This is a genomic window from Maribellus comscasis, from assembly GCF_009762775.1.
GTDB lineage: Bacteria > Bacteroidota > Bacteroidia > Bacteroidales > Prolixibacteraceae > Draconibacterium > Draconibacterium comscasis.
In genome coordinates this window covers 4,378,287-4,404,436 of the sequence record NZ_CP046401.1, presented here as the reverse complement: position 1 = coordinate 4,404,436, position 26,150 = coordinate 4,378,287, and the positions used below count along the sequence as shown (strand labels likewise).

General features: G+C 38.5%; 20 protein-coding genes. 9 read left to right on the top strand and 11 right to left on the bottom strand.

Translation table 11 applies throughout. From position 1 onward, the window contains the following. Positions 1-342: 342 nt before the first annotated feature. Positions 343-1,119, bottom strand: a complete 777-nt coding sequence (locus GM418_RS17370) for a glycerophosphodiester phosphodiesterase (RefSeq protein WP_158868520.1) — start codon at positions 1,117-1,119, stop codon at positions 343-345. A 98-nt stretch (positions 1,120-1,217) separates the two neighbouring features. On the opposite strand from GM418_RS17370, the gene GM418_RS17365 reads away from it, so the two are divergent. Continuing rightward, positions 1,218-2,111 (top strand): lysophospholipid acyltransferase family protein, encoded by an 894-nt coding sequence (locus GM418_RS17365; RefSeq protein WP_158868519.1) that lies wholly within the window; start codon positions 1,218-1,220, stop codon positions 2,109-2,111. Further along, positions 2,069-3,070, top strand: coding sequence for a lysophospholipid acyltransferase family protein (locus GM418_RS17360; protein WP_158868518.1), 1,002 nt, complete (start codon positions 2,069-2,071; stop codon positions 3,068-3,070). Before GM418_RS17365 ends, GM418_RS17360 begins: the two co-directional genes overlap by 43 nt. A 189-nt stretch (positions 3,071-3,259) precedes the next feature. Here the strand turns inward: GM418_RS17360 and GM418_RS17355 are convergent, their stop codons facing one another. From GM418_RS17355 to argH, 3 genes are all read right to left on the bottom strand, one after another. Further along, positions 3,260-4,684, bottom strand: a complete 1,425-nt coding sequence (locus GM418_RS17355; RefSeq protein WP_158868517.1) for a glutamate synthase subunit beta — start codon at positions 4,682-4,684, stop codon at positions 3,260-3,262. Positions 4,685-4,719: 35 nt separating this feature from the next. Continuing rightward, complete coding sequence (gltB, locus tag GM418_RS17350) at positions 4,720-9,231, bottom strand: glutamate synthase large subunit (RefSeq protein WP_246222739.1); 4,512 nt, start codon at positions 9,229-9,231, stop codon at positions 4,720-4,722. Between the two features lie 277 nt (positions 9,232-9,508). Beyond that, positions 9,509-10,840 carry an argininosuccinate lyase gene (argH, locus tag GM418_RS17345; protein ID WP_158868515.1) on the bottom strand — a complete coding sequence of 444 codons (1,332 nt, stop codon included), beginning with the start codon at positions 10,838-10,840 and terminating at the stop codon, positions 9,509-9,511. Between the two features lie 228 nt (positions 10,841-11,068). On the opposite strand from argH, the gene GM418_RS17340 reads away from it, so the two are divergent. The 7 genes from GM418_RS17340 (at position 11,069) to GM418_RS17310 (ending at position 19,445) form a co-directional block, all read left to right on the top strand. Then, a complete protein-coding gene (locus GM418_RS17340; RefSeq protein ID WP_158868514.1) occupies positions 11,069-12,688 on the top strand; it encodes an ArnT family glycosyltransferase in 1,620 nt (539 codons plus the stop codon). Between the two features lie 5 nt (positions 12,689-12,693). After that, the gene (locus GM418_RS17335) at positions 12,694-14,352 is read left to right on the top strand and encodes an ArnT family glycosyltransferase (protein WP_158868513.1); all 1,659 of its coding nucleotides are present in this window, start codon (positions 12,694-12,696) and stop codon (positions 14,350-14,352) included. Further along, a complete protein-coding gene (locus GM418_RS17330; protein WP_158868512.1) occupies positions 14,339-15,994 on the top strand; it encodes an ArnT family glycosyltransferase in 1,656 nt (551 codons plus the stop codon). The genes GM418_RS17335 and GM418_RS17330 overlap by 14 nt, the downstream gene beginning before the upstream one ends. Before the next feature lie 424 nt (positions 15,995-16,418). After that, entirely contained in the window at positions 16,419-17,063 is a 645-nt protein-coding gene (locus tag GM418_RS17325) for a TorF family putative porin (RefSeq protein WP_158868511.1), read from the top strand. Positions 17,064-17,084: 21 nt separating this feature from the next. Beyond that, positions 17,085-17,441 carry a P-II family nitrogen regulator gene (locus tag GM418_RS17320; RefSeq protein ID WP_158868510.1) on the top strand — a complete coding sequence of 119 codons (357 nt, stop codon included), beginning with the start codon at positions 17,085-17,087 and terminating at the stop codon, positions 17,439-17,441. 23 nt (positions 17,442-17,464) lie between these two features. After that, complete coding sequence (locus GM418_RS17315; protein WP_158868509.1) at positions 17,465-18,697, top strand: ammonium transporter; 1,233 nt, start codon at positions 17,465-17,467, stop codon at positions 18,695-18,697. A 247-nt stretch (positions 18,698-18,944) separates the two neighbouring features. After that, positions 18,945-19,445: a DUF4494 domain-containing protein gene (locus GM418_RS17310; RefSeq protein WP_246222738.1), complete on the top strand. Its 501-nt coding sequence runs from the start codon at positions 18,945-18,947 to the stop codon at positions 19,443-19,445. A 68-nt stretch (positions 19,446-19,513) separates the two neighbouring features. On the opposite strand, the gene GM418_RS17305 is transcribed toward GM418_RS17310, so the two are convergent. The 7 genes from GM418_RS17305 to proB all read right to left on the bottom strand — a co-directional run bounded on the left by GM418_RS17305 (position 19,514) and on the right by proB (position 26,145). Further along, a complete protein-coding gene (locus GM418_RS17305) occupies positions 19,514-20,194 on the bottom strand; it encodes a hypothetical protein (protein WP_158868508.1) in 681 nt (226 codons plus the stop codon). Positions 20,195-20,385: 191 nt separating this feature from the next. Continuing rightward, positions 20,386-21,003 (bottom strand): bifunctional phosphoribosyl-AMP cyclohydrolase/phosphoribosyl-ATP diphosphatase HisIE, encoded by a 618-nt coding sequence (hisIE, locus tag GM418_RS17300; protein ID WP_158868507.1) that lies wholly within the window; start codon positions 21,001-21,003, stop codon positions 20,386-20,388. A 39-nt stretch (positions 21,004-21,042) separates the two neighbouring features. Beyond that, positions 21,043-21,798 (bottom strand): imidazole glycerol phosphate synthase subunit HisF, encoded by a 756-nt coding sequence (hisF, locus tag GM418_RS17295; RefSeq protein ID WP_158868506.1) that lies wholly within the window; start codon positions 21,796-21,798, stop codon positions 21,043-21,045. A 99-nt stretch (positions 21,799-21,897) separates the two neighbouring features. Then, a complete protein-coding gene (gene hisA / locus GM418_RS17290) occupies positions 21,898-22,632 on the bottom strand; it encodes a 1-(5-phosphoribosyl)-5-[(5-phosphoribosylamino)methylideneamino]imidazole-4-carboxamide isomerase (RefSeq protein WP_158868505.1) in 735 nt (244 codons plus the stop codon). 35 nt (positions 22,633-22,667) lie between these two features. Beyond that, the gene (locus GM418_RS17285; protein WP_158868504.1) at positions 22,668-23,615 is read right to left on the bottom strand and encodes an N-acetylornithine carbamoyltransferase; all 948 of its coding nucleotides are present in this window, start codon (positions 23,613-23,615) and stop codon (positions 22,668-22,670) included. 29 nt (positions 23,616-23,644) lie between these two features. Then, complete coding sequence (locus tag GM418_RS17280) at positions 23,645-24,895, bottom strand: glutamate-5-semialdehyde dehydrogenase (protein ID WP_158868503.1); 1,251 nt, start codon at positions 24,893-24,895, stop codon at positions 23,645-23,647. 155 nt (positions 24,896-25,050) lie between these two features. After that, positions 25,051-26,145, bottom strand: coding sequence for a glutamate 5-kinase (gene proB / locus GM418_RS17275; RefSeq protein WP_158868502.1), 1,095 nt, complete (start codon positions 26,143-26,145; stop codon positions 25,051-25,053). Positions 26,146-26,150: the final 5 nt, after the last annotated feature.

Genomic DNA, 26,150 nt, shown 5'->3' with positions numbered 1-26,150 from the left:
CTGAGCTAATATTGTGTTGATAAACTTTTAGAAACCAAAATCGATGAGATGATCTTTACAAAATCTGCTAATAATAATTCTTATAGTTACAGGAATATTCTGCTTTTCTCCGGCAAAATCACAAATTGGATTTGAGGTAAAAAGAGGAACTTACACTATCAGACATTCAAGGTATTTACCCGTGTTGCTGATTTTGGGGATACTGATATTAAAAACTACAGTTGGGCGTTTACCGTTCAGAGAGCAATATTCAGAAAATAACAATTTAGCATGCCTCGGCCAGTCCAAACACATTTCAGAAAACCTGAATTTTAGGATTTCCCTGTTGAGGGAAATCCTTTTTTATAATTTAGCCATCTCTTCCTTTAGCCATTTGGGCCGGTTGGTAGTAATTCCAGTCACACCCAAATTAGTCAGCCTCTGTGCTTCTTTCGGGTCATCAATTGTCCACGACAGCACTTCGAGATTATTTTCTTTTGCCAACGCCATCATTTCTTCATCGATAATTGAATGATTCAGATTTATTCCATCAAGTCCTGTGGTTGCCACGTCGGCAACTTTCCTTTTTACAGCCGATTTTGATGAACTTAACCAATAACATTTATTTTCAGGAAACTGTTCTTTTGCATCAGCAATCGCATCCCAGTCAAAACTTATAAAAACAATCTGGCGGAGCTTACCTGATTTCTCTATTATTCGTTCAAGATGTGGAACTACCTCTTTGCCACATTTTATCTCAACCACTAATTTTTTCCCATCAGGCACCGTCTCAATTATCTCAGAAAGAAAAGGAATTTTTTCGCCTTTGTATTTTTCATCTTTCCAAACGCCGGCATCCAAATCGCGCAGCAACATCGACGGCGTATCCTCAATGGTCAGGTTCTTTTTCCCTGAGCATGTTCTTTTGGTGTCCTTATCATGAATAACCATTACCCGGTTATCCTTTGTGAGATAAATATCCACTTCAACAGCATCGGCTCCCAATTCCCAGGCAAGGTTTGTTGATGCAACGGTATTTTCAGGAGCCAGGTATGAAGCACCCCTATGGGCAATAATTGTATTTTGAGCCAATAAATTCAAAGAAAAAAAGATAGCGATAATTGTTATTTGTGTTTTCATGTTTCCAATTTTTATTGACCGAAAGATAGTAAGGATAAGTAGATTTTTCATGAAAAATGGCTTAAAAAACGTAGCTTTGTGAACACTTAAACATATTTATGCGATCAAAAATTTTGACTGACACCGGCATTCTTTTTCTGCGACTAATTTCCAAACTTCCTTTCACCCTTATCTATTTTTTATCCGACATTTTTTATTTCATTGTTTTCTATGTCATTAAGTACAGAAAAGATGTAGTCCTTCAAAACCTAAAAAACTCTTTTCCTGAAAAGTCGCACCAGGAAATAATAATTATCAAAAAAAAATATTTCAGACATCTTTGTGATTTGATTTTCGAATCAATTAAAATGTTAGATATGAAAGATTCTGATTATGAAAAAAGAATGTTAATAAAAAACCCAAAAAGTATTAACCATTATTTTGATAAAGGCAAAAGTGTTGCAGTACTTACCATGCATTATAGCAACTGGGAATGGACCAATTGTCTGCCCCGTAAAATAAAACACCGTGTTATTGGGGTGTACAAACCGCTTCATAACAAAAAATTTGATGTGTTGATAAATTCGTCACGAGAAAAACAGGGAGCAGAGTTGGTAAGCAATTCAAATATATTAAGGAGAATTATCAGGGCAGATCAAAAGAAGGAACTGATTTTTATTGGACTGGGTGGAGACCAAACTCCCCCTTCTTTTCATTCGCTTTGGTATACTTTTTTAAACCAGGAGACGATGTTTTACCCCGGACCGGCATCTATTCCAAAACGTTTTAACTATCCGGTATTTTTTCAGAGAGTAGAAAAAATATCGCGTGGAAAATATGTAACCAGTTTTGATTTGTTGATTGAAAATCCTAAGGATTTTAGCGAAAAAGAAATTCTGAAAATATACATCCAAAAGATGGAGGAAATTATTTGTAAAAATCCGGAATTTTATCTTTGGTCGCATAAAAGATGGAAACACAAACGACCAGAAAATGTACCTTTGCAAAACTAATTTACAAAGAAGCCATGATTGACAAAGAACTCTCAAAAAAAGAGAAAAAGTATTATGAAAATTTTTGGAAAAGAGCGCTGAACAAAATTCTCGCAGGTGTTCTAATTGGAATTTCGCATTTGCCTTTTTGGGTTATTTATGGCATCTCTGATTTTTTTTACGTTGTTGTAAGATTTGTTATTAAATACCGCAAAAAAGTTATTATTGAAAACCTGACTTATGCTTTCCCCGAAAAAACTAGTGAAGAGATAAACAAAATAGCCGGAAAATTTTACCGCCATTTTTGTGACCTTTCGCTGGAAACGATAAAACTTTACAGTTTAAACGAAAAACAGGCAAACAAACGAATTCGTTATAAAGGTACCGACCTCTTAAACAGCCATTTTGAAAAAGGAGAAAATGTAATAGTATTGGCAATGCACCATAACAATTGGGAATGGTGCAGTACAATACAACTCTATCTGGGACACATTATTTTAATGATCTATAATCCAATGCGTGGAAACCAGGCATTTGAAAAATTTCTTTTAAAATCGAGGGAGCAGTGGGGCGGAATTTGTACTCCTGTCCATAAATCGGCCCGGGCAATTTTTGATTTCAACAGGCGCGGCAAACCAACTATTTTGTGGTTGGCTGCCGATCAAACGCCAAAAGCAACCTCACAATTCTGGACAATGTTTTTAAACCGGGAGGCGCCTTTTTTCTCCGGCCCTGAAAAAATTGCTAAAAAAACAGGGCAGCCGATCTATTTCCACCGGACAACCAAAGTTGGAAGGGGCAAATATGAAGTAGAGGTCACTCCACTTTTTTTAAATCCGAAGGAAGAAAAAGAGAAAGATATTTTGCTGGGATATGTTCGGAAGGTAGAAGAGATTATAAAAGAAGAACCTGAATTTTATCTTTGGTCGCACAGGCGCTGGAAACATAAACGCCCTGAAAATATCCCACTCACAACATAGAGTGCTCAAAATCTAAAGAATTCACATAAAAAAAAGGAGGAACCGGTATTTCGCTAAACGATCAAGGGAAAGTGATTAGCATAATTGGATTTCAAAAATAATATCCTGTTTACCGGCTACCTCCTAAAAACTGCACTATTTGGAATTTTTTGGTCTACTTAAGTTCAATTTCTATAAAAAAATAACTATTTAATTTTTGCGCAGAAACTCATCTACATTTTTTGCTGCAACTTTACCGGCTTCAATAGCGTGAACAACTAAACTTGCTCCTTTTTCAACATCTCCGGCAGCAAATATATTTTCGACTGAGGTTTGTTTCTCTTCGTTTACTTTTACATTACCACGCTGGTCATACTCAACATCAAGCTCGTCGAGTAGCCCAACATGAACAGGTTGGGTAAATCCCATGGCAAGCAATACCAAATCTATATCCAGAATTTCATTTGTTCCGGGAACTTCATTCATTACCCACCGACCGTCTTCGTTTGTCCATTCAACCTGAACAATCTCAACCTGTTTCAATGTGCCGCTTTCATCACCTATAAATCTCTTGGTCGACAAGCTCCAGCGACGTTCACACCCCTCTTTGTGCGAACTTGATGTACGCAAGGTATTGGGCCAATAGGGCCAGGGATTATTATCCACCCTTTTTTCCGGTGGTTTTGGTAAAATCTCGATTTGCGTTACCGACGTTGCTTTCTGTCTGATGGAAGTACCTACACAGTCAGACCCGGTATCTCCACCTCCAATAACCAAAACATTTTTATCTTTTGCAAGAATTCTTTCTTCCTCTGAAAAACTTTGACCGGCAACCACTTTATTTTGCTGCATTAAAAAGTCCATTGCGAAATGTACACCGTTCAGGTCCCTTCCTTCAACCGGTAAATTTCGCGGCTGTTCGGCTCCTATTGCAAGCAACACTGCGTCATACTCGGCCAATAAATCCTTTTTAGTTACGTCGACACCAACATTCACATTGGTTTTAAATTCAATTCCTTCATCAAGAAAAAGATTTAATCTTCGGTCAATAATTCCTTTATTCAGTTTAAAATCAGGAATTCCGTAACGAAGCAAACCACCAATGGCATCATTCTTTTCAAAAACCGTAACCAGATGGCCTGCACGGTTTAACAAATCGGCCGCTGAAAGACCAGCTGGTCCCGACCCAATTACCGCTACCTTTTTACCGGTTCTTGTTTTTGGCGGATTGGGAACAACAATACCTGCCTCAAATGCCTGCTCGACAGTTGCACATTCATTCTCGCGTATGGTAACCGATTCTTCATGAATGGCCAGCACACACGATTTTTCGCAGGGAGCTGGGCAAACACGTCCGGTTATTTCCGGGAAACTGTTTGTTGAGTGTAAAATATAATAAGCTTCATCTTTTCTTCCTCTGTACAGTGCATCCTGCCATTCCGGAATTTTACTTCCTACCGGGCACCCCCAGTGGCAAAAAGGAATTCCACAATCCATACACCGTGAAGCCTGAAGTTGTCTGTCTTTTTCATTTAAGGTTTGCTCAACTTCACCGTAGTCGTAAATCCTTTCTTTTGTTGGACGATAACCCGCTTCCTTGCGCGGCACTGTCATAAAACCTTTTGGATCTCCCATATCTTATTTTCCTATTTTTTCAACAATATTATTTATTACTCGTGACGAGAAGGATCGTCTTCTGTCAACTGTAATTTTTTCTGTAATTCCTTGAGTTTTTGTTCTTCCAGAACCTTTTTATACTCGAATGGAATCACTTTTACAAATTTGGATAAATATTCTTCCCAATGGGTCAGAATCTTAGAAGCCAAATCACTATGAGTATAAAGCAGATGATTACTTATTAGCATCTGAAGTTCACTAATATCTGACTTGTCTTCAACCGGAGTAAGATCTACCAGACCTCTGTTACAGTAGTAGTCAAAATCACCTGCTTCATCCAGCACATAGGCAATTCCACCGCTCATACCTGCAGCAAAATTTCGTCCGGTGTTTCCGAGTACGACTACTCTTCCACCAGTCATGTATTCGCAGCAATGGTCACCGGTACCTTCGATTACTGCCTGAACTCCGGAATTACGGACACAGAAACGTTCGCCTGCGACTCCCCGAATATAGGCTTCACCGGCAGTTGCACCATAAAACGATGTATTTCCTATGATAATATTTTCTTCCGGTTTAAATGTGGAACCACTTGGTGGTACAACAACTATTTTCCCGCCCGAAAGTCCTTTTCCAATATAGTCATTTGAATCTCCTTCCAATCGAAATGTGACACCCTTTACAAGGAAGGCTCCAAAACTTTGTCCGGCTGTGCCGTGGAAAGTACAGTTAATTGTATCATCGGGCAAACCTCCTTCTCCGTACATTTTAGAAATCTCCCCGGAAAGCATTGCACCAATGGTACGATCTACGTTTACAACATTCTTTGAAATCCATACTTTTTCTCCCCCTCTGATCGCTTTTTTAGCTTCTTTGATTAAATCATAATCCATATGATTTCCGGGACGACCATTGGGATGTGTATTGTGAATAGGAGTTTCTTTTGCTTCTTTTGGAACGTAAAGCAATTTGGAAAAATCAACGGTGTTCATTTTCCAGTTTGATACTTCCTTATTTAATTCGAGTAAATCGGTTCTCCCTACAATATCATCGAATTTTGTAAATCCCATTTCAGCCAGATATTCTCGTATCTCTTCTGCTAGAAACTTAAAGAAATTAACTGTATATTCTGCTTTTCCAATAAATCTTTTTCTCAATGATTTGTCCTGCGTTGCAATACCTGCCGGGCAAGTATTCATGTGGCATTTACGCATCATAATACATCCAAGCACAATTAATGCGGCGGTAGAAAATCCAAACTCTTCACCTCCCAAACAAGCCAGCACAACCACATCGCGACCGGTTTTTAACTGGCCATCCACCTGAAGTTTTACTCTGTCGCGTAATTTGTTAAGAACAAGCGTTTGTTGTGTTTCAGCAATTCCGAGCTCAACCGGCAGCCCTGCATGTTTTATCGAACTTGCCGGACTTGCACCAGTACCACCATCAGCACCTGCTATAATAATTATGTCTGAAAAAGCTTTACTCACCCCCGCAGCGATTGTCCCCACACCATCCTCAGAAACCAATTTAACTGAAACTTTTGCTCTCGGATTGGTAACTTTCAGGTCATAAATCAACTGCGCTAAATCCTCGATTGAATAGATATCATGATGCGGAGGAGGAGAAATCAATGTGATTCCTGGCGTTGAGTTACGGGTTTTTGCAATAATCTTATTTACCTTATAACCCGGCAACTGACCTCCTTCTCCAGGTTTTGCACCTTGTGCAATTTTAATCTGAAGTTCGTCGGCATTGGTAAGGTAATTATTGGTGACTCCAAACCGGCCGGAAGCAACCTGTTTAATTTTACTGTTTCTATTGGTACCAAAACGCTCAGGGTCTTCACCTCCCTCGCCCGTATTACTCCTACCACCAATGGTATTCATTGTAACAGCCAACGCTTCATGAGCTTCCTTACTAATTGAACCATAAGACATTGCACCAGTCACAAAACGTTTCATAATTTCCTCAGCCGGTTCTACCTGTTCAATCGGAATTGGATTCTTTTTGAAATTAAAACAACTGCGTATAAAAGCAGGCCGCTTATTTTCTTTGTCAACAAGAGCTGAGTATTCTTTATATTTCGCGTAGTCGTTTGTACGTGTCGCCCATTGCAAAAGCCCAATGGTCTGCGGATTCCATGCATGATGTTCTCCGTTCTTTCTCCACGCGTAATTTCCACTGTTTTCAAACCTGAATGGCTCCGGAGTATTATCTACTTTGTAAGCCTCTTCGTGGAACATGGTAGCTTCTTTACAAATTTCCTCCAGACCAACACCTCCAATTTTAGAAACTGTTCCGGTGAAATATTTATCAATTACAGGCTGACTTACACCGATAGCCTCAAAAATCTGCGCTCCGTGATAACTACGTAATGTTGAAATCCCCATCTTCGAGAAAACTTTTAACAAACCTTTGTCAACAGCTTTTATGTAGTTCTTCCGCGCTTCTTTGTAATCCATCTCAATTTTACCTTCTTTCACCATATGATCGATTGCGGCAAAAGCTACATAGGGATTTATTACACTGGCGCCATAACCTAAAAGCAATGCAAAATGGTTCACTTCCCGCGCCTCACCGGTTTCAACGATAAGTCCTACCTGCATCCTCTTCTGAATTTTTATCAGGTGATGGTGAACTGCTGCTACGGCAAGCAACGAGGGCATTGGAGCCTGATCTTCAGAAATATTTCTATCAGTAAGAATAATATAATTCTTTTGGTCGTCAACTGCCTTCTCTGCCTGAGCCAAAATATCTTCCAGGGCCTTTTCAAATCCCGCAACTCCTTCCTTCACCGGGAAAACCATTGGAATGGTCTGATGAGTAAACATTTCATCTTTCAAATCTTTGATCTTGCCCAAATCAGTATTCGTTACAATTGGCTCCTGAAACTTGATTAGTTTACAATGTTCCGGAGTTTCTGCCAGAATATTTGAATGCAGAGATCCGATATAGTTGGTCAAAGCCATAACCAAACCTTCACGAATTGGATCGATAGGAGGATTGGTAACCTGAGCAAACATTTGTTTGAAGTAATCAAATAAACGTTTTGGTTTATCTGAAAACACTGCAGGAGGAGTATCATTTCCCATCGAACTGGTTGGTTCAGCGCCATTTTCGCTCATTGGCTTAATCAACTCGTACATGTCTTCCTTCGAGTACCCAAACGCTTTTGAGTAAGTATCAAAATTATCAATTGAAGAGGGAACACGTTGTTTCACCTTGATATCCTTCATCAGCATACGGTTCTCCTTTAGCCACATCTGGTAAGGACTCCTTCTGCTTAATTGATCTTTTACTTCGTGGTCGGGAATAATAATTCCCAATTGGGTGTCAACAAGTAATATTTTTCCGGGACGTAAACGTCCTTTTTCTTTAATTTCTTCTGCTTTGAAAGTTTGAACACCTACTTCCGAGCCCATTACAATAAGGTTGTTTTTTGTAATCACATAACGAGACGGGCGCAGTCCGTTCCTGTCCAGTGTTCCTCCAATATACCTTCCATCAGAGAACACCATTGAAGCGGGACCATCCCATGGTTCCATTATTGTAGAGTGGTACTCGTAAAATGCCTTTAAACTGTCCGGAATTGGATTTTTCTGATTAAAAGACTCCGGAATCATCATACACAACGAATGAGGCAGTGACCTTCCGGTTAAATGAAGAAACTCCAAAACATTGTCAAACGATGCAGAGTCGGATTTGCCCGGCTCAATTACCGGAAGCAATTTCTTCAGGTCTTCGCCAAAAACCTCTGATTTCATTAAACCTTCACGCGCCTGCATCCACAAACGGTTTCCGCGAACTGTATTGATTTCACCATTATGTGCAACAATACGGAAAGGTTGTGCCAAGTCCCATGTGGGAAATGTATTGGTACTAAAACGTGAGTGTACCAAAGCAATGGCACTTGTAAATCTTTCATCTCTGAAATCCAGATAATAATCGCGCAGTTGTTCGGGTGTGAGCATACCTTTGTATACTATTATTTTAGCCGACAAACTGGGCTGATAAAAGTTTTCCTTATTTTTCAGATCTGATTCGCGAACCTCTCTTTCGGTAAGTTTTCTAACAATAAAAAGTTTACGCTCAAGAGCGTCCTTTTCAAGATTTGCTTTAATAAAAACCTGTTTTACAACCGGCTCGTTGGCCTTTGCTATTTCACCGGGAACAGAACTATCAACCGGAACATCACGATAGGCAACCAAATTAAGCCCCTCCGATTCGATATTTTTGGTTAATATGTTGATACAAACCTCTGCCTCCTTTTCATCTTTGGGAAGAAAAATCAAACCTGTTCCGTATTTTCCCTGTTCTCCAACAGAAAGTTTCAAAACCTCAGTGATAAATTGGTGAGGAATTTGCATTAACATACCTGCGCCGTCGCCGGTAGAATTATCTGCGCTGGTAGCCCCACGGTGATCCATATTACGAAGGACTTCCAAACCCCTTTTTATAATGTCGTGTGAAGGTTTACCTTTGATATGAGCTACAAATCCAATCCCACAATTATCATGTTCATTTTCAGGGCTATAAAGTCCCTGTGCATAAGGTAATCTCATTTGCATTAATTTTTTCCTATTAATAAACTCATTCGCACCAAAATTACAGACAACTTGCTACAACAGCTGCTGTAAAACTGAAAGCAAAAACAATATTTTTCTTACGAAGTGAAATCAAAAGTAATTAAACGAAGTAAAATTTACAACGAAAGCATTGAAAATATGTGCTTCATAACATACTCTTAACCTACGTTTTTGAGTGTAAAAAGTTGATTTTTTGCTTATCTGTTCAATTCAGAACATGACATTTGTCACATTTTCAGGCTATTAATAAATTTTATTTAAGTAAGCGTTCCACCGCATCATCTATTTTACCAAAATTAAATCTATTAATTACACCTTGTTTTTTATTTGAAATCTCTTCTAAACTCAAATTCCCAATGCTCCCTTCGTGGGTATGATTCACACTTTTTTTCGGTACAAAATTACCCTCTTCAATTTTCTCTCCAACTATTTTGTAGGCCTCACGAAAAGGAACTCCTTTCAACACTAAATCATTCACCTCTTCCACGCTAAATATATAATTATATTTTGAATCATCAAGAATCTTGTGGTTTACCTTAACATTTTTTAAGGCCAATGATGCAATTTGCAGACAATCATTCATTTCTTTAAACAAAGGAATAAAAACTTCTTTAACCATTTGCAAATCACGAAAATAACCACTGGGAAGATTATTTATAATCATTGAAATCTGGCTTGGAATACCCTGAATTTTGTTACACCTTGCCCTGATAAGTTCAAAAACATCGGGATTTTTTTTGTGTGGCATTATACTCGAACCGGTTGTAAACTCGGGGGGAAGATTTACAAAATTGAAATTCTGGCTCATAAAAAGACAAACATCAAAAGCCAGTTTTGAAAGGGTTCCCGCTAAATTCGCCACGGCAAAAGAAACAATTTTTTCCACCTTTCCACGTCCCATCTGGGCATAAACCACGTTGTAGTTCATATTATCAAAACCAAGCAAATCGGTAGTCATTTGTCGGTTTAAAGGAAATGAAGAACCATAACCTGCTGCCGAGCCGAGCGGATTCTGATTGGTAATTTTAAATGCCGAAAGTACCAATTCCAGATCATCAATCAAACTTTCAGCATAAGCACCAAACCAAAGCCCAAAAGATGATGGCATTGCCACTTGTAAGTGTGTATAACCTGGCATTAGAACATCTTTGGTTTCCTCGCTTTTCTGAAGTAAAACATCAATCAAAGTTTCCGAACTTTTTGTTACCTCGCGGATAGCTTCGCGCGTAAAGAGCTTTAAATCCAACAACACCTGGTCGTTGCGCGAACGGCCACTGTGAATTTTTTTACCTACATCGCCCAGATCATTTGTCAGCAAAAATTCAACTTGCGAGTGCACATCCTCAACACCTTCTTCAATAACAAATTCTCCCGAAATTGCTACTTCATATAATTGTTTAAGTTTATTGAGCAACACCTGCAGTTCATCACTTTTTATCAGGCCGATAGATTCGAGCATAATAATATGCGCCATTGAACCTAAAATATCGAAGGGTGCCAAATAAATATCGAGTTCCCGGTCTTTACCAACAGTAAATTCTTCGATGGACTTGTTTACCGGTATTCCTTTTTCCCAAAGTTTCATAATGAAATTGTTGTATTTTTCACAAAGATATTGATTTCAATTTGAATCGGTTTTTTAAAATTCAATCTGCAAACAATTTGCTTTGGTTTTTAAATTACAATTTTCTGATTATATGTTTTTAAATCGCCGGCAGGAGCAACTGTTTTTAAGGTTTTCATTTTAAAAATTCTGAAAAAATTGCCACTTTTACCGCGCTTTTCCACAAGAAAAGAAACTCAAAAGTATGCCATGTTCGAAAACAAAACGCTCCGTCTCATTTTCTTTATAGTTGCTGCAGCTGTTTTTGCAGCCTACATTACAGGGCTCAATATTGACGTTACACGCGATGCGGGAAAATACGCTACTGTTTCGAAAGAAATCTATCAAAATGGGAATTTTATTAACCTGACGATACATGGTGAGGCATACGACCAAAAGCCACCAATGCTATTTTGGCTGGGAGCCTTAGGGTTCACAATCGGGAAAATTTCCAACTTTTGGTTCAAACTCCCTGTTTTGCTGCTTGTTTTTGCGGGATTCTACTGGGCCTTTCGTCTTGGCGAAAGTTTGTACAACAAACGTGTTGGTTTTTTAACCGGAATCATGTCGGCCTTCTCCTTTATCTATTTAATGTACAGCATGGATATTCATACCGATACTCCTCTGCAGGCATTTGTAACACTGGCTTTCTGGCAATTATTTGAGTTTATAAAAACAAAAAAGACTAAACACTGGATTTTGGGATTTACTGCCATCGGATTGGCTATGCTAACAAAAGGCCCGATTGGGGCAGCAATTCCGGCATTTGCTGTACTCGGCCACCTTATTTTAAAACGCAATTTCAAATCGCTGCTTGACTACCGGTGGTATCTGGGAATACTCCTCTCTTTTATTATTGTAAGCCCTGCATTAATTGGCCTGATGAACCAGTTTGGCTGGGAAGGTATCCGTTTTTTCTTTTGGGAAAACAATGTAGGACGAATAACCGGTTCTTATGTAAAAGCAAGCAACGATCCCATTTTTTATATACATAATATAGCCTATCTGTTTTTACCCTGGAGTCTGCTCTTTTTTATCGCAGTGTTTATGGAATTTAAAACCCTTATCAGAAACAAATTCCGCTCGGTGGAATATTTTACATTTACCGGAATCTGGATTTATTTTATTATCCTGAATTCAGCCAGCAGCCAGCTCCCCAACTATATTTTTTCGATTGTTCCCTTGATTGCAGTTTTAACCGCAAAATGGCTCGACATAGCCATTGTCAACAAAAAAACGCTATTAAAAGTCTTTTCGATTGTCCAGCGTTATGTAGTACTGCTGCTTTGGGCGGGTATTTTTATTGTTTCATTCTATTTGTTTCCAACTCCCGAGTGGTATATTATGATTATGGTTTTTGCAGGAATAATTCTTACTTATTTTATTTCAACAAAAGTTTCAGACACACCTTTAAGAATAATCTTCCCTTCCTTAATTGTATTTGCCTGCCTGGCGTTTATTATGAATACACATGTATTTCCATACATGTTTAGTTTTCAGGCTCCTCCAAAAGCAGCCCGTTATTTTTCCGAATATGCTGAAAAAGGAGATACGCTGTACAATTACCATTACGATGAGTACGAATTGTTTTTTTATAGTGAACCACAGGCAATCCAGTTATATTCTTTTGAAGAAATGAAAACTGTGGCAGGGAAAAAGGGGAAATGGGTATTTACGGATGCAAAAGGATACAAAGATATTTCCGGCCTGAATAAATCTTCGGAAGTTGTATTTGAGTACAAACACTTGTATTTGAATCGACCAGCCGGATTTATTAGTCCAAGGACAAGAAACAAAGTTTTGCAGCCGATGTATCTTATTAAATACTGAATGGGATGAAAAAAAGCGGATTAAAAAAATACAGCTACCTTCTTGTTCCGGTTTTATTTCTTTTATTCTCGGCTCCAAGTGCCCTGGACTATGTCTTTCATTTTCCCGATGAGAAATATTACACTGATGCGGTCCTGCAAATGATGGACAAAGAGGACTGTTTTACTCCGTACCAGGCAAACGGGAGTCCGCGGTTCAAAAAACCAATTTTAACCTACTGGGTTTTAATGGGGAGCTACAAGGTGTTCGGTGTCAGCAAGATTTCATCGCGGTTATTTTTCTGGCTCGCCGGTGCAATTCTCGTTCTTGTTATCTATTTGATGTCAAAATCAATCTCAGGTGACAAAAAAATGGCTTTCACTGCGGCATTTATTACTGCCGCAAACCCTCTCGTTCTAATGAGTGCAAGCCGCTCAATACCCGACATACTTCTTACTCTGTTTCTCACCATCAGCGCATGGGGATTTATTAAAATCCTCAATTCACTAAAACCTCGAAAAGAACATTTCTGGATGGCTTACATGGGAGCGGCCCTCGCATTTGAAACCAAAGGAATACCAGCAGCTGCCTTTGCGGGAATTAGCATTTTGTTTCTCCTTTTTAATCCGTGGAAAAAGAAACGCCTAAATCAAATATTTGAACCTTTTTCGCTCATTGTTTCCATTTTAATTGCCTTGAGCTGGTTTATTATCATGTATGTTGAACACGGTTCGGTTTATTTAAATTCCTTCTTTGCCGATCAGGTCGGGAATCGCGTATCCTCAAAATTCGCGCAGGTTTTTACCAATTTATTTCTGGGAATTGTTTTTTTAGCTGCCTACCTGATTCCGTGGATTGTAATCGTTTTTTCAAATCCAAAAGCGTTAAAACAGTTTACAAAAAAATCTTCATTACAAACCAAGGCCGTCTTTGGGTTTATTCTCTCATGGGTTCTTTTGGTTATTGTTATGTCGGGTGCAGTTTTTAAATTTTACGATCGGTATCTGCTTCCCGTCATCCCATTGATTTCAATATTTTTTGCCTACGTGATATCATTTTCAACCACACATCTAAAAAAATCGATTTTTAAAATCTTTCTGATAATAAATATTTTCGTCATTGGCCTATCTCTTTTGTATACGGGTTTTATTTACTTCGACAATGTTCTTTTTGCGGGAATTCTTTTAAATGTTTTATTGATTATTTCCTGGCTTATCGGCTGGCTCAAAAACATTGACTATGAAACAAAACTCGCAGGAACCATTCTACTCCTGTTTTTTAATGTGTTTTCATTTTTATATCCTTTATTAATGCCCAACCCAGGAGAACAACTTGTGGAAAATTTAACAAAACAGGGGCTTTCAAAAAATGAAAAAGTATACGTCTACGGAAATATACGCACCGCTTCAAACATTCGCATACACAGCAAAAATGCCTTTAATGTGGTTAGCATGGACACGATATACTCTTTGCCTGCGGAACCAAAACATTTTCTGGTATTCTCAAAAAAAGAAGAATCGTTTTTGGATTTGAAAAACTACAATGTGACTATGGGGTCGGAAGAATGGAAAAATGTAAACAATGACAGATTTCCCGATTTTTTACAGGAGCCTGTTAAAGATTTAAAAGAAAAGGGAACAAAATATTTTATCGCCAAACCCAAAGAAAAAAATGAAAAATCTTGATAAAAGACACTATATAATTATAGGCATCTGGTTTTTGGGAAACTTACTTCAGGCCCTGTTTACAGGACTTCATTCTGATGAATCGTATTACTGGATGTATTCAGAAAACCTTTCATGGGGATTTTTCGACCACCCTCCTATGACAGCACTACTCATCTACCTTGGACATGCCGTTCTCCCCGGAGAAATCGGTGTCCGGCTGATCTTTATTTTGATATCATCCATAACATTCGCGCTTATATTAAATGAATTAAATGAAAAAAAAGATCTGTTCTTTGTTTCGTTGTTTATTTTGTCATTTCCGCTAATTCATACACACATTGCCGGGTTTATGGCAATCCCCGATGTTCCCTTGCTCTTCTTTACGACACTTTTTATTATTTCTTACAGAAAATTTCTTAATAATCCGGACTGGAAAATTTCGATTTTCCTTTCCTTAATCCTCGCCGCCATGATTTACAGTAAATACCACGCTTTTCTGATAATCGGATTTACTGTTTTTTCCAATCTAAAGCTTTTCAGAAACAAGTATTTTTATGGTATTATTTTGTTTACAGTAATACTACTGCTTCCCCACGTTTTTTGGCAAATCCACAACGAATTTCCTACATTTAAATACCACCTGGTTGAACGTGCCAAACCTTTTACATTTAAGTACATTTTACCCTACCTGGCTGCACAAATAGCCATTGCCGGGCCAATAACAGGAATTCTGGTATTTTGGAAATTTTCCAGATTTAAACCCGAAAATCAATTTCAAAAAACATTGCTATTTACTATTCTCGGATTTTACATCGCGCTTTTTATTATCAGTTTTAAAAATCGTATAGAAGCACATTGGATTGCGGCAATTATTCCAATGCTGATAATCTTAACGTATCCTTTAATTGCAGGCGATCCAAAATTTAAACGCTGGTTTAAACGCATTGCGTTACCGGTTTTGGCTTTAATGGTTCTATACCGTATTTATATAGCTCTGGATGTCATCCCTAACACCGGCCATCTGAAAATTACTTTTTACAACCGCGAAGCCAGCGCACTGGAGATCAAAAAACTTTCCGAAGGTAAAAAAGTAGGCTTTTTTAATAATTATGCTGCCACCAGCAATTACATTTTTTACACCGGCGATTCTGCTGTCCATCTTTCAACACCAACATACCGCTTTTGCCAATACGATTTGTGGGATGAAGAAATGTATGCAGAAGGAGAACCGCTTTTTACTGTGCAATCAAAAAATCTAAATCCGCCAAACCAGTTAAAAATAGCTACCGGTCAAACAAAGGGTTTTCTTACCATAGAAAAATACCAGTCATTAAATGGACTCACTATAAATCTTGAAAAAACAGCTGAAACTGAAAACAAAATTGAATTCTTCTTTTTACTGAATAACCGTAGCGGAAAAACAATTTATACCCAACACATTTCTGAACCGGTACTCGCAGTTATGCAGAATAAGACAGAATTAACAGCTGTTCCTTTAACTATTTCAAGCAAAAAAGAAAAGATTGCAAATAACGATTCAGCCCTTATTTCATTGTCCCTTTCTAAAAATGAAATGTTTCGAAGAGACGAACCGATTATCTTTTACACGCGTTCGAAAGAAAACTACAGGGGAGAAATTATTTCGTTAACTTTGGAATAAGTTAATTTACAAAGCTCTATTTTTCCCGGAAGAATTTTCATTTTTCATTCCAGCCAAACACAACACCACATACTGGAAATTTGAACCACAAATCAAAATTTATATAATATTTTGTCACCAAAAAGCTATTTTTTTGCCTTTTTGAGAAAAAAACACAACTTATATTAATAATTTGTTAAGAGAAACTACTCTTTTTGTCAAAACCATGCCCCCAACTAAAAAACATACATATTTTTGAACAGACATACAAAAAAACAGATGAGCTACAGATAAAAATTCTATTTTTTGTATCAATCAAGTTCATTTTATAGGGGGTTTAGGTAAAAAAATAATTTTTTTCTAAAAACATTAACGATTTTTAAAACGAAGTGAAAAGATTTTTTTAGAACAAAAAAACACAGTTTAACTTTTAAAATTTACGATTATGAAAAAGACATTACTGATTGCAGCGAGCTTGTTTTTGTTGATGGCGATTACTCCGGTGGTGAAAGCACAGGAAGTAGGTACCGGCCTCGACATATACAGCAGCTATGTATGGCGTGGAACTAAGTTTGGCACTGGTCCGGCATTTCAGCCTTACATGGAATTCAGCGCTGGTGGTTTTGCTATTGGAGCTTGGGGGTCATTTAGTGCAGGCGATGTTGAAGATGCCGAAGCCGACCTTTACGCAAGCTATGGATTTGATTTGAGTGAAAATTCATCTTTGAGTTTTACTCTTACTGATTATTATTTCCCGGGTGACTTGTGGTTCGAAGGAACTTCACATTACATTGAACCAATGGTTAGCCTCGGACTAGGATCATTCTCTTTAACCGGTGCATATATGATGAATGACGGTGAAGGCGACATTTATCTTGAGGCAGGATTAACAGCCGGTCCGGTTGACCTTACACTTGGTGGTGGCGACGGTGCTTATACAGTGGATGGCGAATTTAACATTTGCAACATTGGAATCAGCACTTCCAAAGAAGTAAAAATTACAGACAGCTTCTCGTTACCTGTATCAGGTGCAGCTATTTTAAACCCCTCATCAGAACAGTTTTATATTGTTGTAGGAATTTCTCTTTAATCATTTCTAAAGCTGAAGAATATGAAAAAAATTGAAACCATAATAAGAAAATCAAAATTCGAAGAGGTAAAAGACGCCTTGCAGGAAGCAGGTATTGAATTCTTTTCCTTCTGGGATGTAAGGGGCGTTGGCCAGGCCAGGGAAGGCCGCGTTTACCGTGGAATTGTATATGACACAAGTACTATCGAACGTACCAAGCTGGAAATCATTGTTCGCGATAAGAATGTACAAAAAACTGTTAATGCTATTCTGAACTCAGCAAGAACAGGCCAGATTGGTGACGGTAAAATATTTATTGTTCCGATTGAAGAATCGTACCGGATTAGAACCGGGGAGCAAGGAGACGAGTCGCTTTACATTAAAGGAAAAGAAGAATAATAACTACAAAAAAATAATTTATCATGGAAGAAACTTTACAAGGCCTGCAAATAGGTATTGACAATATGTGGTTATTGATTGCCGGATTTATGGTAATGTTCATGCAACCCGGTTTTGCAATGGTGGAAGCAGGTTTCACACGCCAAAAAAACACCGCAAACATTTTAATGAAAAACCTGATGGACTTTTCTATAGGTTCATTATTATACTGGATTATTGGATTTACATTGATGTATGGAGACTCAATAGGAGGATTTATCGGAACACCTGACTTGTTTTTTATGAGCGATGGTTTTGGTGACAATTATTCAGATTATGCCGATATCTTTTTCCAAACTGTATTTGCTGCAACCGCTGCAACTATTGTGTCGGGAGCAATGGCAGAGCGTACTGAATTTAAAGCATATCTGATTTTCAGTATTGTTATTACTGTAATTATTTACCCAACATCAGGACACTGGACCTGGGGCGGTGGCTGGTTAAGCCAACTTGGTTTCCACGATTTCGCTGGTTCATCTATTGTTCACTCTGTTGGTGCATGGGTCGGTTTAGCTGGTGCGTCAATTATTGGCCCTCGTATTGGCAAATACGATAAAGACGGAAAAGCAAAAGCAATTCCGGGACACAACCTTGCAATGGGTGCTTTAGGTGTATTTATCCTTTGGTTTGGCTGGTTTGGATTTAACCCGGGATCTCAGCTTGCTGCTGCCGGGACCGATAATGCTGTTGCAATTGGTCATATTGCAATGACAACAAACCTTGCTGCCGCAGCCGGAGCTGTAACTGCGATGTTAGTAGCATGGGTTCGTTACAAACGTCCGACTCTGTCAATCGCATTAAACGGCGCTCTCGCTGGTTTGGTTGCCATTACCGCAGGTTGTGATGCTGTAAATCCGGTTGGAGCTGTATTAATTGGAATTATGGCTGGATTTGTTTTGCCATTTGCAGTTGAATTCTTCGACAAAATATTAAAAGTTGACGACCCGGTTGGTGCAATCTCGGTTCACGGAGTAGGTGGAGCACTCGGAACACTGGCTGTTGGTTTATTCTCAACTTCCGAAGGTTTATTCTACGGTCATGGAGCAAAATTATTAGGTGTTCAGGCTATCGGTGTTCTTGCATTCTTTGTATGGGCATTTGGAACAGGTCTGATACTATTCTTTATATTGAAGAAAGCAAACGTATTGCGCGTATCCAGGCGCATTGAAGAAGAAGGCCTCGATGTTTATGAACATGGAGAAAGTGCCTATAACTAATCTTCTTCAGCTTTTAAGTCTGTAGCTGTCTGTTTATGGGCCCGTCCGCCGGGACGGGCTCTTTCTTTTTAAAAAAAGAATTAAGGTCAAGGGTAGTTTGAGTTAGTTTAGTTAGATTAGGAAAACCGGTTCACAAAAATTGTGGCCGGTTTTTTTGTTGATAAATTTTAGTGAATATTTACTACCATTTCACCCAAAAGTTATTTCAGAAAATTATTTTTGTTACTTCATAAAAAAGTAGAATAAAATGATGCAGACCTGGTTTGAATGTAAAGTAAAATATGTAAAAATTTCAGAAAGCGGAAAAGAAAGAAATGTAACTGAAAATTTTCTTCTCGATGCAGTATCATTTACCGATGCAGAAACCAGAATGATTCGTCAGATGCAGGAAATGGTGCGGGGCGAATTTACTGTTACCGACATAAAAAAATCAAAAATAGCAGAAGTATTTCCTTTTGAAAACGGAGAATGGTGGTTCAAAGCAACAATTAACCTGGTTACTGTTGATGAAGAAGCAGGAAAAGAAAAGAAACTACGCACTTATTATCTGGTAATGGCCGACGATATAAAGGAAGCGCTGCAACGGCTTGAGGAAAGCTTGTCTTACCTTGTTATTCCTTATGTTGTTTCTTCAATTACAGTCAGTACAATTATTGATGTTTTTCCATATCAACCATCCGAGTCAGCTGTACCCGAAGGATATGTCCCTCTGGAAAAAGAAGAGAATCCTGAAAACAATGATGAATAAAAAACAAAAACAGCCGATCCGGGAAAAAGGACAGACTGTTTTATTAAGTTAATTAACAGGTAGTAGTATTATAAATTCACAAGAACTTTATAAAAATTAAATTGGTCGCGTTTTATTGGGTCAAATTGATAGTAGGCAATAGCAATTCGGCAAATATCACGGATAGTAGAATAAATCTGGGCTACTTCTTTTTGTCCGTAAGTGTTTAACTCCGCCTCGCCTTCAAGCGCTTCAAAACAATCTTTAAATTCCTTTATTTTGTTTGCACTATCCAGTATTTTATCAAACAATGAATCCATCGTCCCTTTTGAAACTGCCTTTTTTCTTGTCTCTTCATCCAGGTTTTCAGCAAATACATTAAGGAATTGATACAAACACATATGATCTCCGTTTTTTGCATCGCTGAAATACTCACAATACCCGGTTTTTTCAAAAAAGTCTTTTAAAAAATCTTTATCGTCCTTAAAATCTACCTTTAAAGATGCACGCAATATTTTCAGGTTTTGTAATCCTGCAACCATAATTTCGTGCCAATCGCGATATTTATTCTCATCCCATGCCTCAACGTTATCGGTATAATGCTTTTCAATGGTGTCTTCAATCCAAATATTTAAGGATGTGGCAAACTCCGGGTCCCATTCTTCACGAACACTCGACAACTCATAAATATTCTCTTTGAAAGATTTGGCAATTTTTTGGCATGCGAGGATGGTTACTGTACTGGTTGGGCAAGCAATTAAGGTTTCCATAATTGACGGTTTAAAAGTTAGTAGACTCTGATACAAAGCTACAACCTAATTTACAAAACCACTAATCTGAACCATCAAATATTCAATGTTTTACAGTTATGTTTTGAAACTATGTTTCATAACCATGTTATGAAAAAGCTTATTAAAATTGGAAATAAAGAATTTTTTCCTTAATAGATATAACTCCAAAATCAGGAGTGACGGCTTTTTAATTCCTTTACAATATCTTCAATCCGATATCCTTTGTGAGATAATAAAACTATCAGGTGGTACAGTAAATCTCCTGCTTCATAAAGAAAGTTCTCATCATCATTTGCCATTGCTCCGATGATGGTTTCCACGGCTTCCTCTCCCACCTTTTGTGTGATTTTTCTTGTTCCTTTCGTAAAAAGCGAAGTGGTATACGAACCTTCCGGCATTTCCTCTTTTCTCTTGTCAATAAAATCCTGCAGATAACTCAAAAACTGCACATCTGCTTTTGGATTCATTTCATAAAAGCAGGTATCGTTTCCTGTGTGGCAAACAGGCCCCACCGGATTTGCTTTTATCAGTAGGGTATCGTCATCGCAATCGATCAGTATGGAAACCACATTTAAAAAATTGCCCGATTCTTCTCCTTTGGTCCACAACCGGTTTTTAGTCCGGCTAAAAAAAGTAACCTTACCCAATTCCTGCGTTTTCTCCAAAGCTTCCCTGTTCATAAAACCAACCATTAAAACTTTCATCGATTGATTGTCCTGAACTACTGCCGGGACCAATCCGTCGAGTTTGGAAAAATTTACCTGGTCGATATTCTTTAATTCGTTCATGATTTCCAATTTGTTGCGAAAATAATAATTGATATCTTTTTATCGAACTATGATCCCGTTTTCTTTTAGATAACTTTTTAACTCGGGAATAGGAATCTCATTGTAATGAAATATGCTGGCAGCTAGTCCTGCATCGGCTTTTCCATTGGTAAAAACATCTGTAAAATGTTCTTTTGCTCCTGCTCCTCCTGAAGCAATAATTGGAATTTTCAAAGAGTCAGCCATTTGAGCCAGCTGTTCATTGGCGAAACCGTTTTTTGTACCATCGTGATTCATCGATGTAAAGAGTATCTCACCAGCGCCACGATCTTCGGCTTCTTTTGCCCACGAGAAAAGTTCCTTTTCTGTCGGAATTCTTCCTCCATTTACAGTTACTGTCCAATGATTCTTTTCATCACCACGTGCATCGATAGCAACCACAACAAACTGACTTCCAAAATTCAAAGCCAAATCATCAATCAATTTTGGATTTCGAACTGCGGAAGAATTAATCGAAATCTTATCAGCACCTGCACTCAGCAGTTTCTCCGCATCACTTAGTTCACTAATTCCACCTCCAACTGTAAACGGAATATTCAGATGTGCAGCAATACGCTTCACCAGTTCCACAAAAGTTTTACGCCCTTCGTGGGTTGCAGTAATATCCAGAAAAACCAGTTCATCGGCACCGTCGGCTGCATATTTTGCACCCAACTCAACCGGGTCGCCTACTTCCTGAATATTTACAAAATTTATCCCTTTAACTGTTTGTCCGTTACGGATATCTAAACATGGTATGATTCGTTTTGCAAGCATATTTTTAGCCTCTTCCCAACCTTCCCGATAAGAGAAGGGTTTATTGTTTTTTGAAATTTTTATTTCTCTTTCCCATTCCTCCTCGTTTAGACGAAAGGATTATGAGCTTATAAAATTTTCAATTTCTTTCAAAGATATTTTATTCTCATAAATTGCCTTCCCGGTAATTACACCCGGCACACCCATTTCATCTAATTTTAATATGTCATCCATTGTTGCAATTCCACCACTGGCAATTATTTCCACATCCGGAAGCAAGTTCATAATTTCATGATACAAATCAAACGAAGGGCCGGAAAGCATTCCGTCGCGACTGATATCGGTTGAAATTACTTTTTCAACCCCCTTTTTACTAAAACCTTCAATAAAATCAATTACAGAAAGTTCAGTTGCCTCCAGCCAGCCACTTACAGCTATTTTTCCATCCTTTGCATCGGCGCCCAGTATAATTTTTTCTTTGCCATAATTTTCAAGCCACAGTAAAAAAGTCTCCTTTTCCTTCACCGCAATACTTCCTCCGGTAACCATTGCCGCCCCTGAATTAAAAGCGATTTTTAAATCGTTATCAGATTTTAACCCACCTCCAAAATCAATTACAAGCTCTGTTTTTGTTGCAATGGTTTCGAGCACTTTGTAGTTTACAATATGTTTTGCTTTGGCACCATCCAAATCGACCAGGTGAATACGACGAATCCCGGCATTTTCAAACATTTTGGCAACTTCCAGCGGATTTTCATTGTATACTTTTTTCCGACTGTAATCTCCCTGCGAAAGCCGAACACATTTCCCTTCGATAATATCAATCGCAGGAATTATTTCTATCTTTTTCCTCATTCTTTTCCTTCCAGGGCACAAAGATGCAAGTTTATTTACAATTCTTCCAAAATCATTTTTAAAACTGCCTGTGCCGTCACTTCGCGATTAGCAGCCTGCGGAACCACGATAGAATTTTTACTGTCTATAACACCATCAGTTACAACCACATTTCGCCGTACAGGAAGACAGTGCATAAATTTAGCATTGTTTGTCAGTGCCATTTTTTCTTCGTTCACTGTCCAGCTAAGATCTTTTGAAAGAATTTGTCCGTAGCTTGAGTAGGAAGCCCAATTTTTTGCATAAATAAAATCAGCTTCTTCAAATGCCTTTTTTTGGTTGTATTCCACCTTTACGTTTCCGATAAAATCGGGAGCCAGCTCATAACCTTCCGGATGTGTAACCACAAGTTCGTAATCTGTTTCGCGCATCCATTCCACAAACGAATTAGCCACAGCCTGCGGCAAAGCGCGAGGATGCGGTGCCCATGTCAGGACAACTTTTGGACGTTCTTTTTGTTTGAACTCCTCGATGGTCACCAAATCGGCATAACTTTGCAGCGGATGCCGGGTCGCGCCTTCCATACTTACCACCGGCACTCCGGCATATTCAACAAACTGGCTAATTATCTTTTCTGAATAGTCGTCCTCTTTATTTTGAAACCGGGCAAACGAACGTACTCCTATTACATCGCAATACTGACCAATCACAGGAATCGCTTCCAGCAAATGTTCCGGCTTATCTCCATCCATTACCACACCCAAATCCGATTCCAATTGCCATCCGTCTTCATTTACATTTAAAACCATAGTATTCATTCCCATGTTCATAGCAGCTTTTTGCGTGCTCAACCGGGTACGTAAACTGGAGTTAAAAAAAATCAGAACCATCGTTTTATTTTTCCCAAGATGTTGGTATGCAAAAGGGTTCTCCTTTACATCGAATGCAACATCAAGAGCATATTGCAGGCTTGGAATATCTTTTACTGATATAAAATTTTTCATTGGTTTTTATTTTATTGACTTTTGGTTTTCTATTCTGGCCTTACCTGCCCTTCGCCTTCAATAATCCATTTGTAGCTGGTTAATTCCTCCAAAGCCATTGGCCCCCGGGCATGTAATTTTTGGGTACTGATTCCTATTTCTGCTCCCAGACCAAACTGGGCACCATCGGTAAAAGCAGTGGAAACATTCGAATAAACAGACGAAGCATCAATCATTTTTCTAAAGTTTTCAATTCGTTCGCCATTTTCGGTTATAATTGCCTCGCTGTGTTTCGACGATTTTTTGTTAATCTGACCAACGGCTTCCTCAAAAGAGGCAACTGTTTTTACTGACATTTTCAGAGACAGAAACTCAGTACCGAAAGATTCTTCTGTTGCCGGGAAAAGTAATTCCCGGGGATAAGTGTCTTTTAGAACTTCATATGATTTTTCATCAGCATAAATTACAACGCTGCTTTCTGAAAGTTTTTTACCAAAATCAGGCAGGTCAGCCAAACGACTTTCATGAATCACAAGACAGTCGAGTGCGTTACAAACCGAGGGGCGACGCGTTTTTGCATTGAAAATAATCTCAGTTCCTTTTTCTGCGTCGCCAAACTCATCAAAATAAGTGTGACAAATGCCGGCACCGGTTTCAATTACCGGAATGGTAGCATTTTCGCGCACATAATTTATCAAGCCCTGACTGCCACGTGGAATAATTAAATCAATATAACCATGTGCCTTCAGCATTTCGTTTGTTTCTTCCCGACCTGCAGGAAGCAATGCGACAGTGTTCTCATCAATATCCGATTTTATTAAAACATCCTGAATAATGGACACAATGGCCTGGTTGGAATAAATGGCATCGCTGCCACCTTTCAAAACACAGGCATTTCCCGACTTCAGACAAAGTGCAAACACATCAAACGTAACATTAGGCCTCGCTTCGTAAATAATTCCGATTACACCAAACGGGACAGTAACCTTACTGATTTTTAACCCATTAGGGCGCATGGTTTTCTTTAAAATTTTCCCCACAGGACTTTCCAAACCGGCTACATTCCGCATATCAGAAGCAATTCCCTTTATTCTATCCACGGTTAACTTCAGCCTGTCGTATTTTGAATCTTGCGGATCCATCCTCTCCAAATCCTTCTTATTTTCAGAAAGAATAAAATCGGTTTGTCTCTCCGCCTCATCTGCCAATTTCAGCAAAACACGACTGATCGTTTCATTCTCCACAAGGTTTAATTTTCGTGAAGCTTGTAAAACCTGCTGAAGTTGTTTTTCTATCTTCATTTTTACTGCAATTTATATTTTCTCTCCTTTTATTCTCCCATTTGGGAAAAGAGAGGATTTTCGTTTTAAAACCCTCTCCCGGGGGAGGGAGAGGGAGCTCAGAATAAGTTCAAATTAAGGCATAAAAAAGGGTAGAAAGGGTAGTATATCCTGAGCTATTTTTTATTTTCCATATATAAATAATCGTAATGAACCAATGGTTTCTGTTTTTCAGAATCCATTTCCTGTTTCATTTTATCGGAACCGTACTGTGCCTTACCTACTCCAACAACAGCTCCGGTCTCATCAACGATTTTTATTAAATCTCCTTTTTTAAAATCACTTATCGTTTTAACTACACCTACCGGCAACAAGCTAACTGCCTTTTCCGAATTCAGTGCTTTTATTGCTCCCTGGTTGATAACCACCTGTCCTTTAGCAAAATCATCGGAATATCCAATCCATTTTTTTACTCCACTCGATGATTTTTTATTTGGTACAAAATAGGTATGTTCAAATTCCTTGTCTTTGTCAAGCAGGTCAATCAACACATTTTCAGTGGTTCCGTTAGCTACATGAACCCCGATTCCATCGCCTGCAACCTTTTGGGCGATACGAAGTTTTGTAAGCATTCCTCCGCGGCCAAAGGTTGATTGTCGCTCCACAGCACTTCCTTTCAAATCCACCTCCTCCCGGTCAATCTGATGAATTAATTCAGCATTTTCATTTTGTGGATGCGTATTATAAACTCCGTTCACATTGGAAAGAATAACCAGAGCTTCCGAGTTTACCATTGATGCAATTAAGCCCGAGAGTTCATCATTGTCTGTAAACATCAATTCGGTAACTGATATGGTATCATTTTCATTTACTATCGGAATCACCTTATTTTCCAACAATGTAGTGATACAGTTTTTCATATTGAGATAATGCCCGCGGTCGGAAAAATTTTCCTTGGTTGTTAAAACCTGAGCACACACCAAACCATGTTCGCTAAAAAAATCAGAATAACGACTTATGAGCTTCACCTGTCCCAAAGCAGCCCACAATTGACGTTGCGATACGGCATCCGTTCTTTTTACAGGTTCCAGCACTGCTCTTCCCGCAGCAACTGCCCCCGACGAAACCAACACCACTTCTACCCCACTTTTTTGAAGAAAGGCAATCTGATCTACCAAATGTGCAATACGCGCCACATTTAATGTTCCGTCAGCTTTCGCCAGGACATTACTACCTATTTTAACCGTTATTTTTTTGTAACGAAACTGCATTTAAA

What these genes read in the sequence shown, in the direction of transcription:
- GM418_RS17370 (WP_158868520.1), bottom strand. Translation starts at nt 1,119, where the DNA reads ATGAAAACACAAATAACAATTATCGCTATCTTTTTTTCTTTGAATTTA.
- GM418_RS17365 (WP_158868519.1), top strand. Translation starts at nt 1,218, where the DNA reads ATGCGATCAAAAATTTTGACTGACACCGGCATTCTTTTTCTGCGACTA.
- GM418_RS17360 (WP_158868518.1), top strand. Translation starts at nt 2,069, where the DNA reads ATGGAAACACAAACGACCAGAAAATGTACCTTTGCAAAACTAATTTAC.
- GM418_RS17355 (WP_158868517.1), bottom strand. Translation starts at nt 4,684, where the DNA reads ATGGGAGATCCAAAAGGTTTTATGACAGTGCCGCGCAAGGAAGCGGGT.
- gltB (WP_246222739.1), bottom strand. Translation starts at nt 9,231, where the DNA reads ATGAGATTACCTTATGCACAGGGACTTTATAGCCCTGAAAATGAACAT.
- argH (WP_158868515.1), bottom strand. Translation starts at nt 10,840, where the DNA reads ATGAAACTTTGGGAAAAAGGAATACCGGTAAACAAGTCCATCGAAGAA.
- GM418_RS17340 (WP_158868514.1), top strand. Translation starts at nt 11,069, where the DNA reads ATGTTCGAAAACAAAACGCTCCGTCTCATTTTCTTTATAGTTGCTGCA.
- GM418_RS17335 (WP_158868513.1), top strand. Translation starts at nt 12,694, where the DNA reads ATGAAAAAAAGCGGATTAAAAAAATACAGCTACCTTCTTGTTCCGGTT.
- GM418_RS17330 (WP_158868512.1), top strand. Translation starts at nt 14,339, where the DNA reads ATGAAAAATCTTGATAAAAGACACTATATAATTATAGGCATCTGGTTT.
- GM418_RS17325 (WP_158868511.1), top strand. Translation starts at nt 16,419, where the DNA reads ATGAAAAAGACATTACTGATTGCAGCGAGCTTGTTTTTGTTGATGGCG.
- GM418_RS17320 (WP_158868510.1), top strand. Translation starts at nt 17,085, where the DNA reads ATGAAAAAAATTGAAACCATAATAAGAAAATCAAAATTCGAAGAGGTA.
- GM418_RS17315 (WP_158868509.1), top strand. Translation starts at nt 17,465, where the DNA reads ATGGAAGAAACTTTACAAGGCCTGCAAATAGGTATTGACAATATGTGG.
- GM418_RS17310 (WP_246222738.1), top strand. Translation starts at nt 18,945, where the DNA reads ATGATGCAGACCTGGTTTGAATGTAAAGTAAAATATGTAAAAATTTCA.
- GM418_RS17305 (WP_158868508.1), bottom strand. Translation starts at nt 20,194, where the DNA reads ATGGAAACCTTAATTGCTTGCCCAACCAGTACAGTAACCATCCTCGCA.
- hisIE (WP_158868507.1), bottom strand. Translation starts at nt 21,003, where the DNA reads ATGAACGAATTAAAGAATATCGACCAGGTAAATTTTTCCAAACTCGAC.
- hisF (WP_158868506.1), bottom strand. Translation starts at nt 21,798, where the DNA reads ATGCTTGCAAAACGAATCATACCATGTTTAGATATCCGTAACGGACAA.
- hisA (WP_158868505.1), bottom strand. Translation starts at nt 22,632, where the DNA reads ATGAGGAAAAAGATAGAAATAATTCCTGCGATTGATATTATCGAAGGG.
- GM418_RS17285 (WP_158868504.1), bottom strand. Translation starts at nt 23,615, where the DNA reads ATGAAAAATTTTATATCAGTAAAAGATATTCCAAGCCTGCAATATGCT.
- GM418_RS17280 (WP_158868503.1), bottom strand. Translation starts at nt 24,895, where the DNA reads ATGAAGATAGAAAAACAACTTCAGCAGGTTTTACAAGCTTCACGAAAA.
- proB (WP_158868502.1), bottom strand. Translation starts at nt 26,145, where the DNA reads ATGCAGTTTCGTTACAAAAAAATAACGGTTAAAATAGGTAGTAATGTC.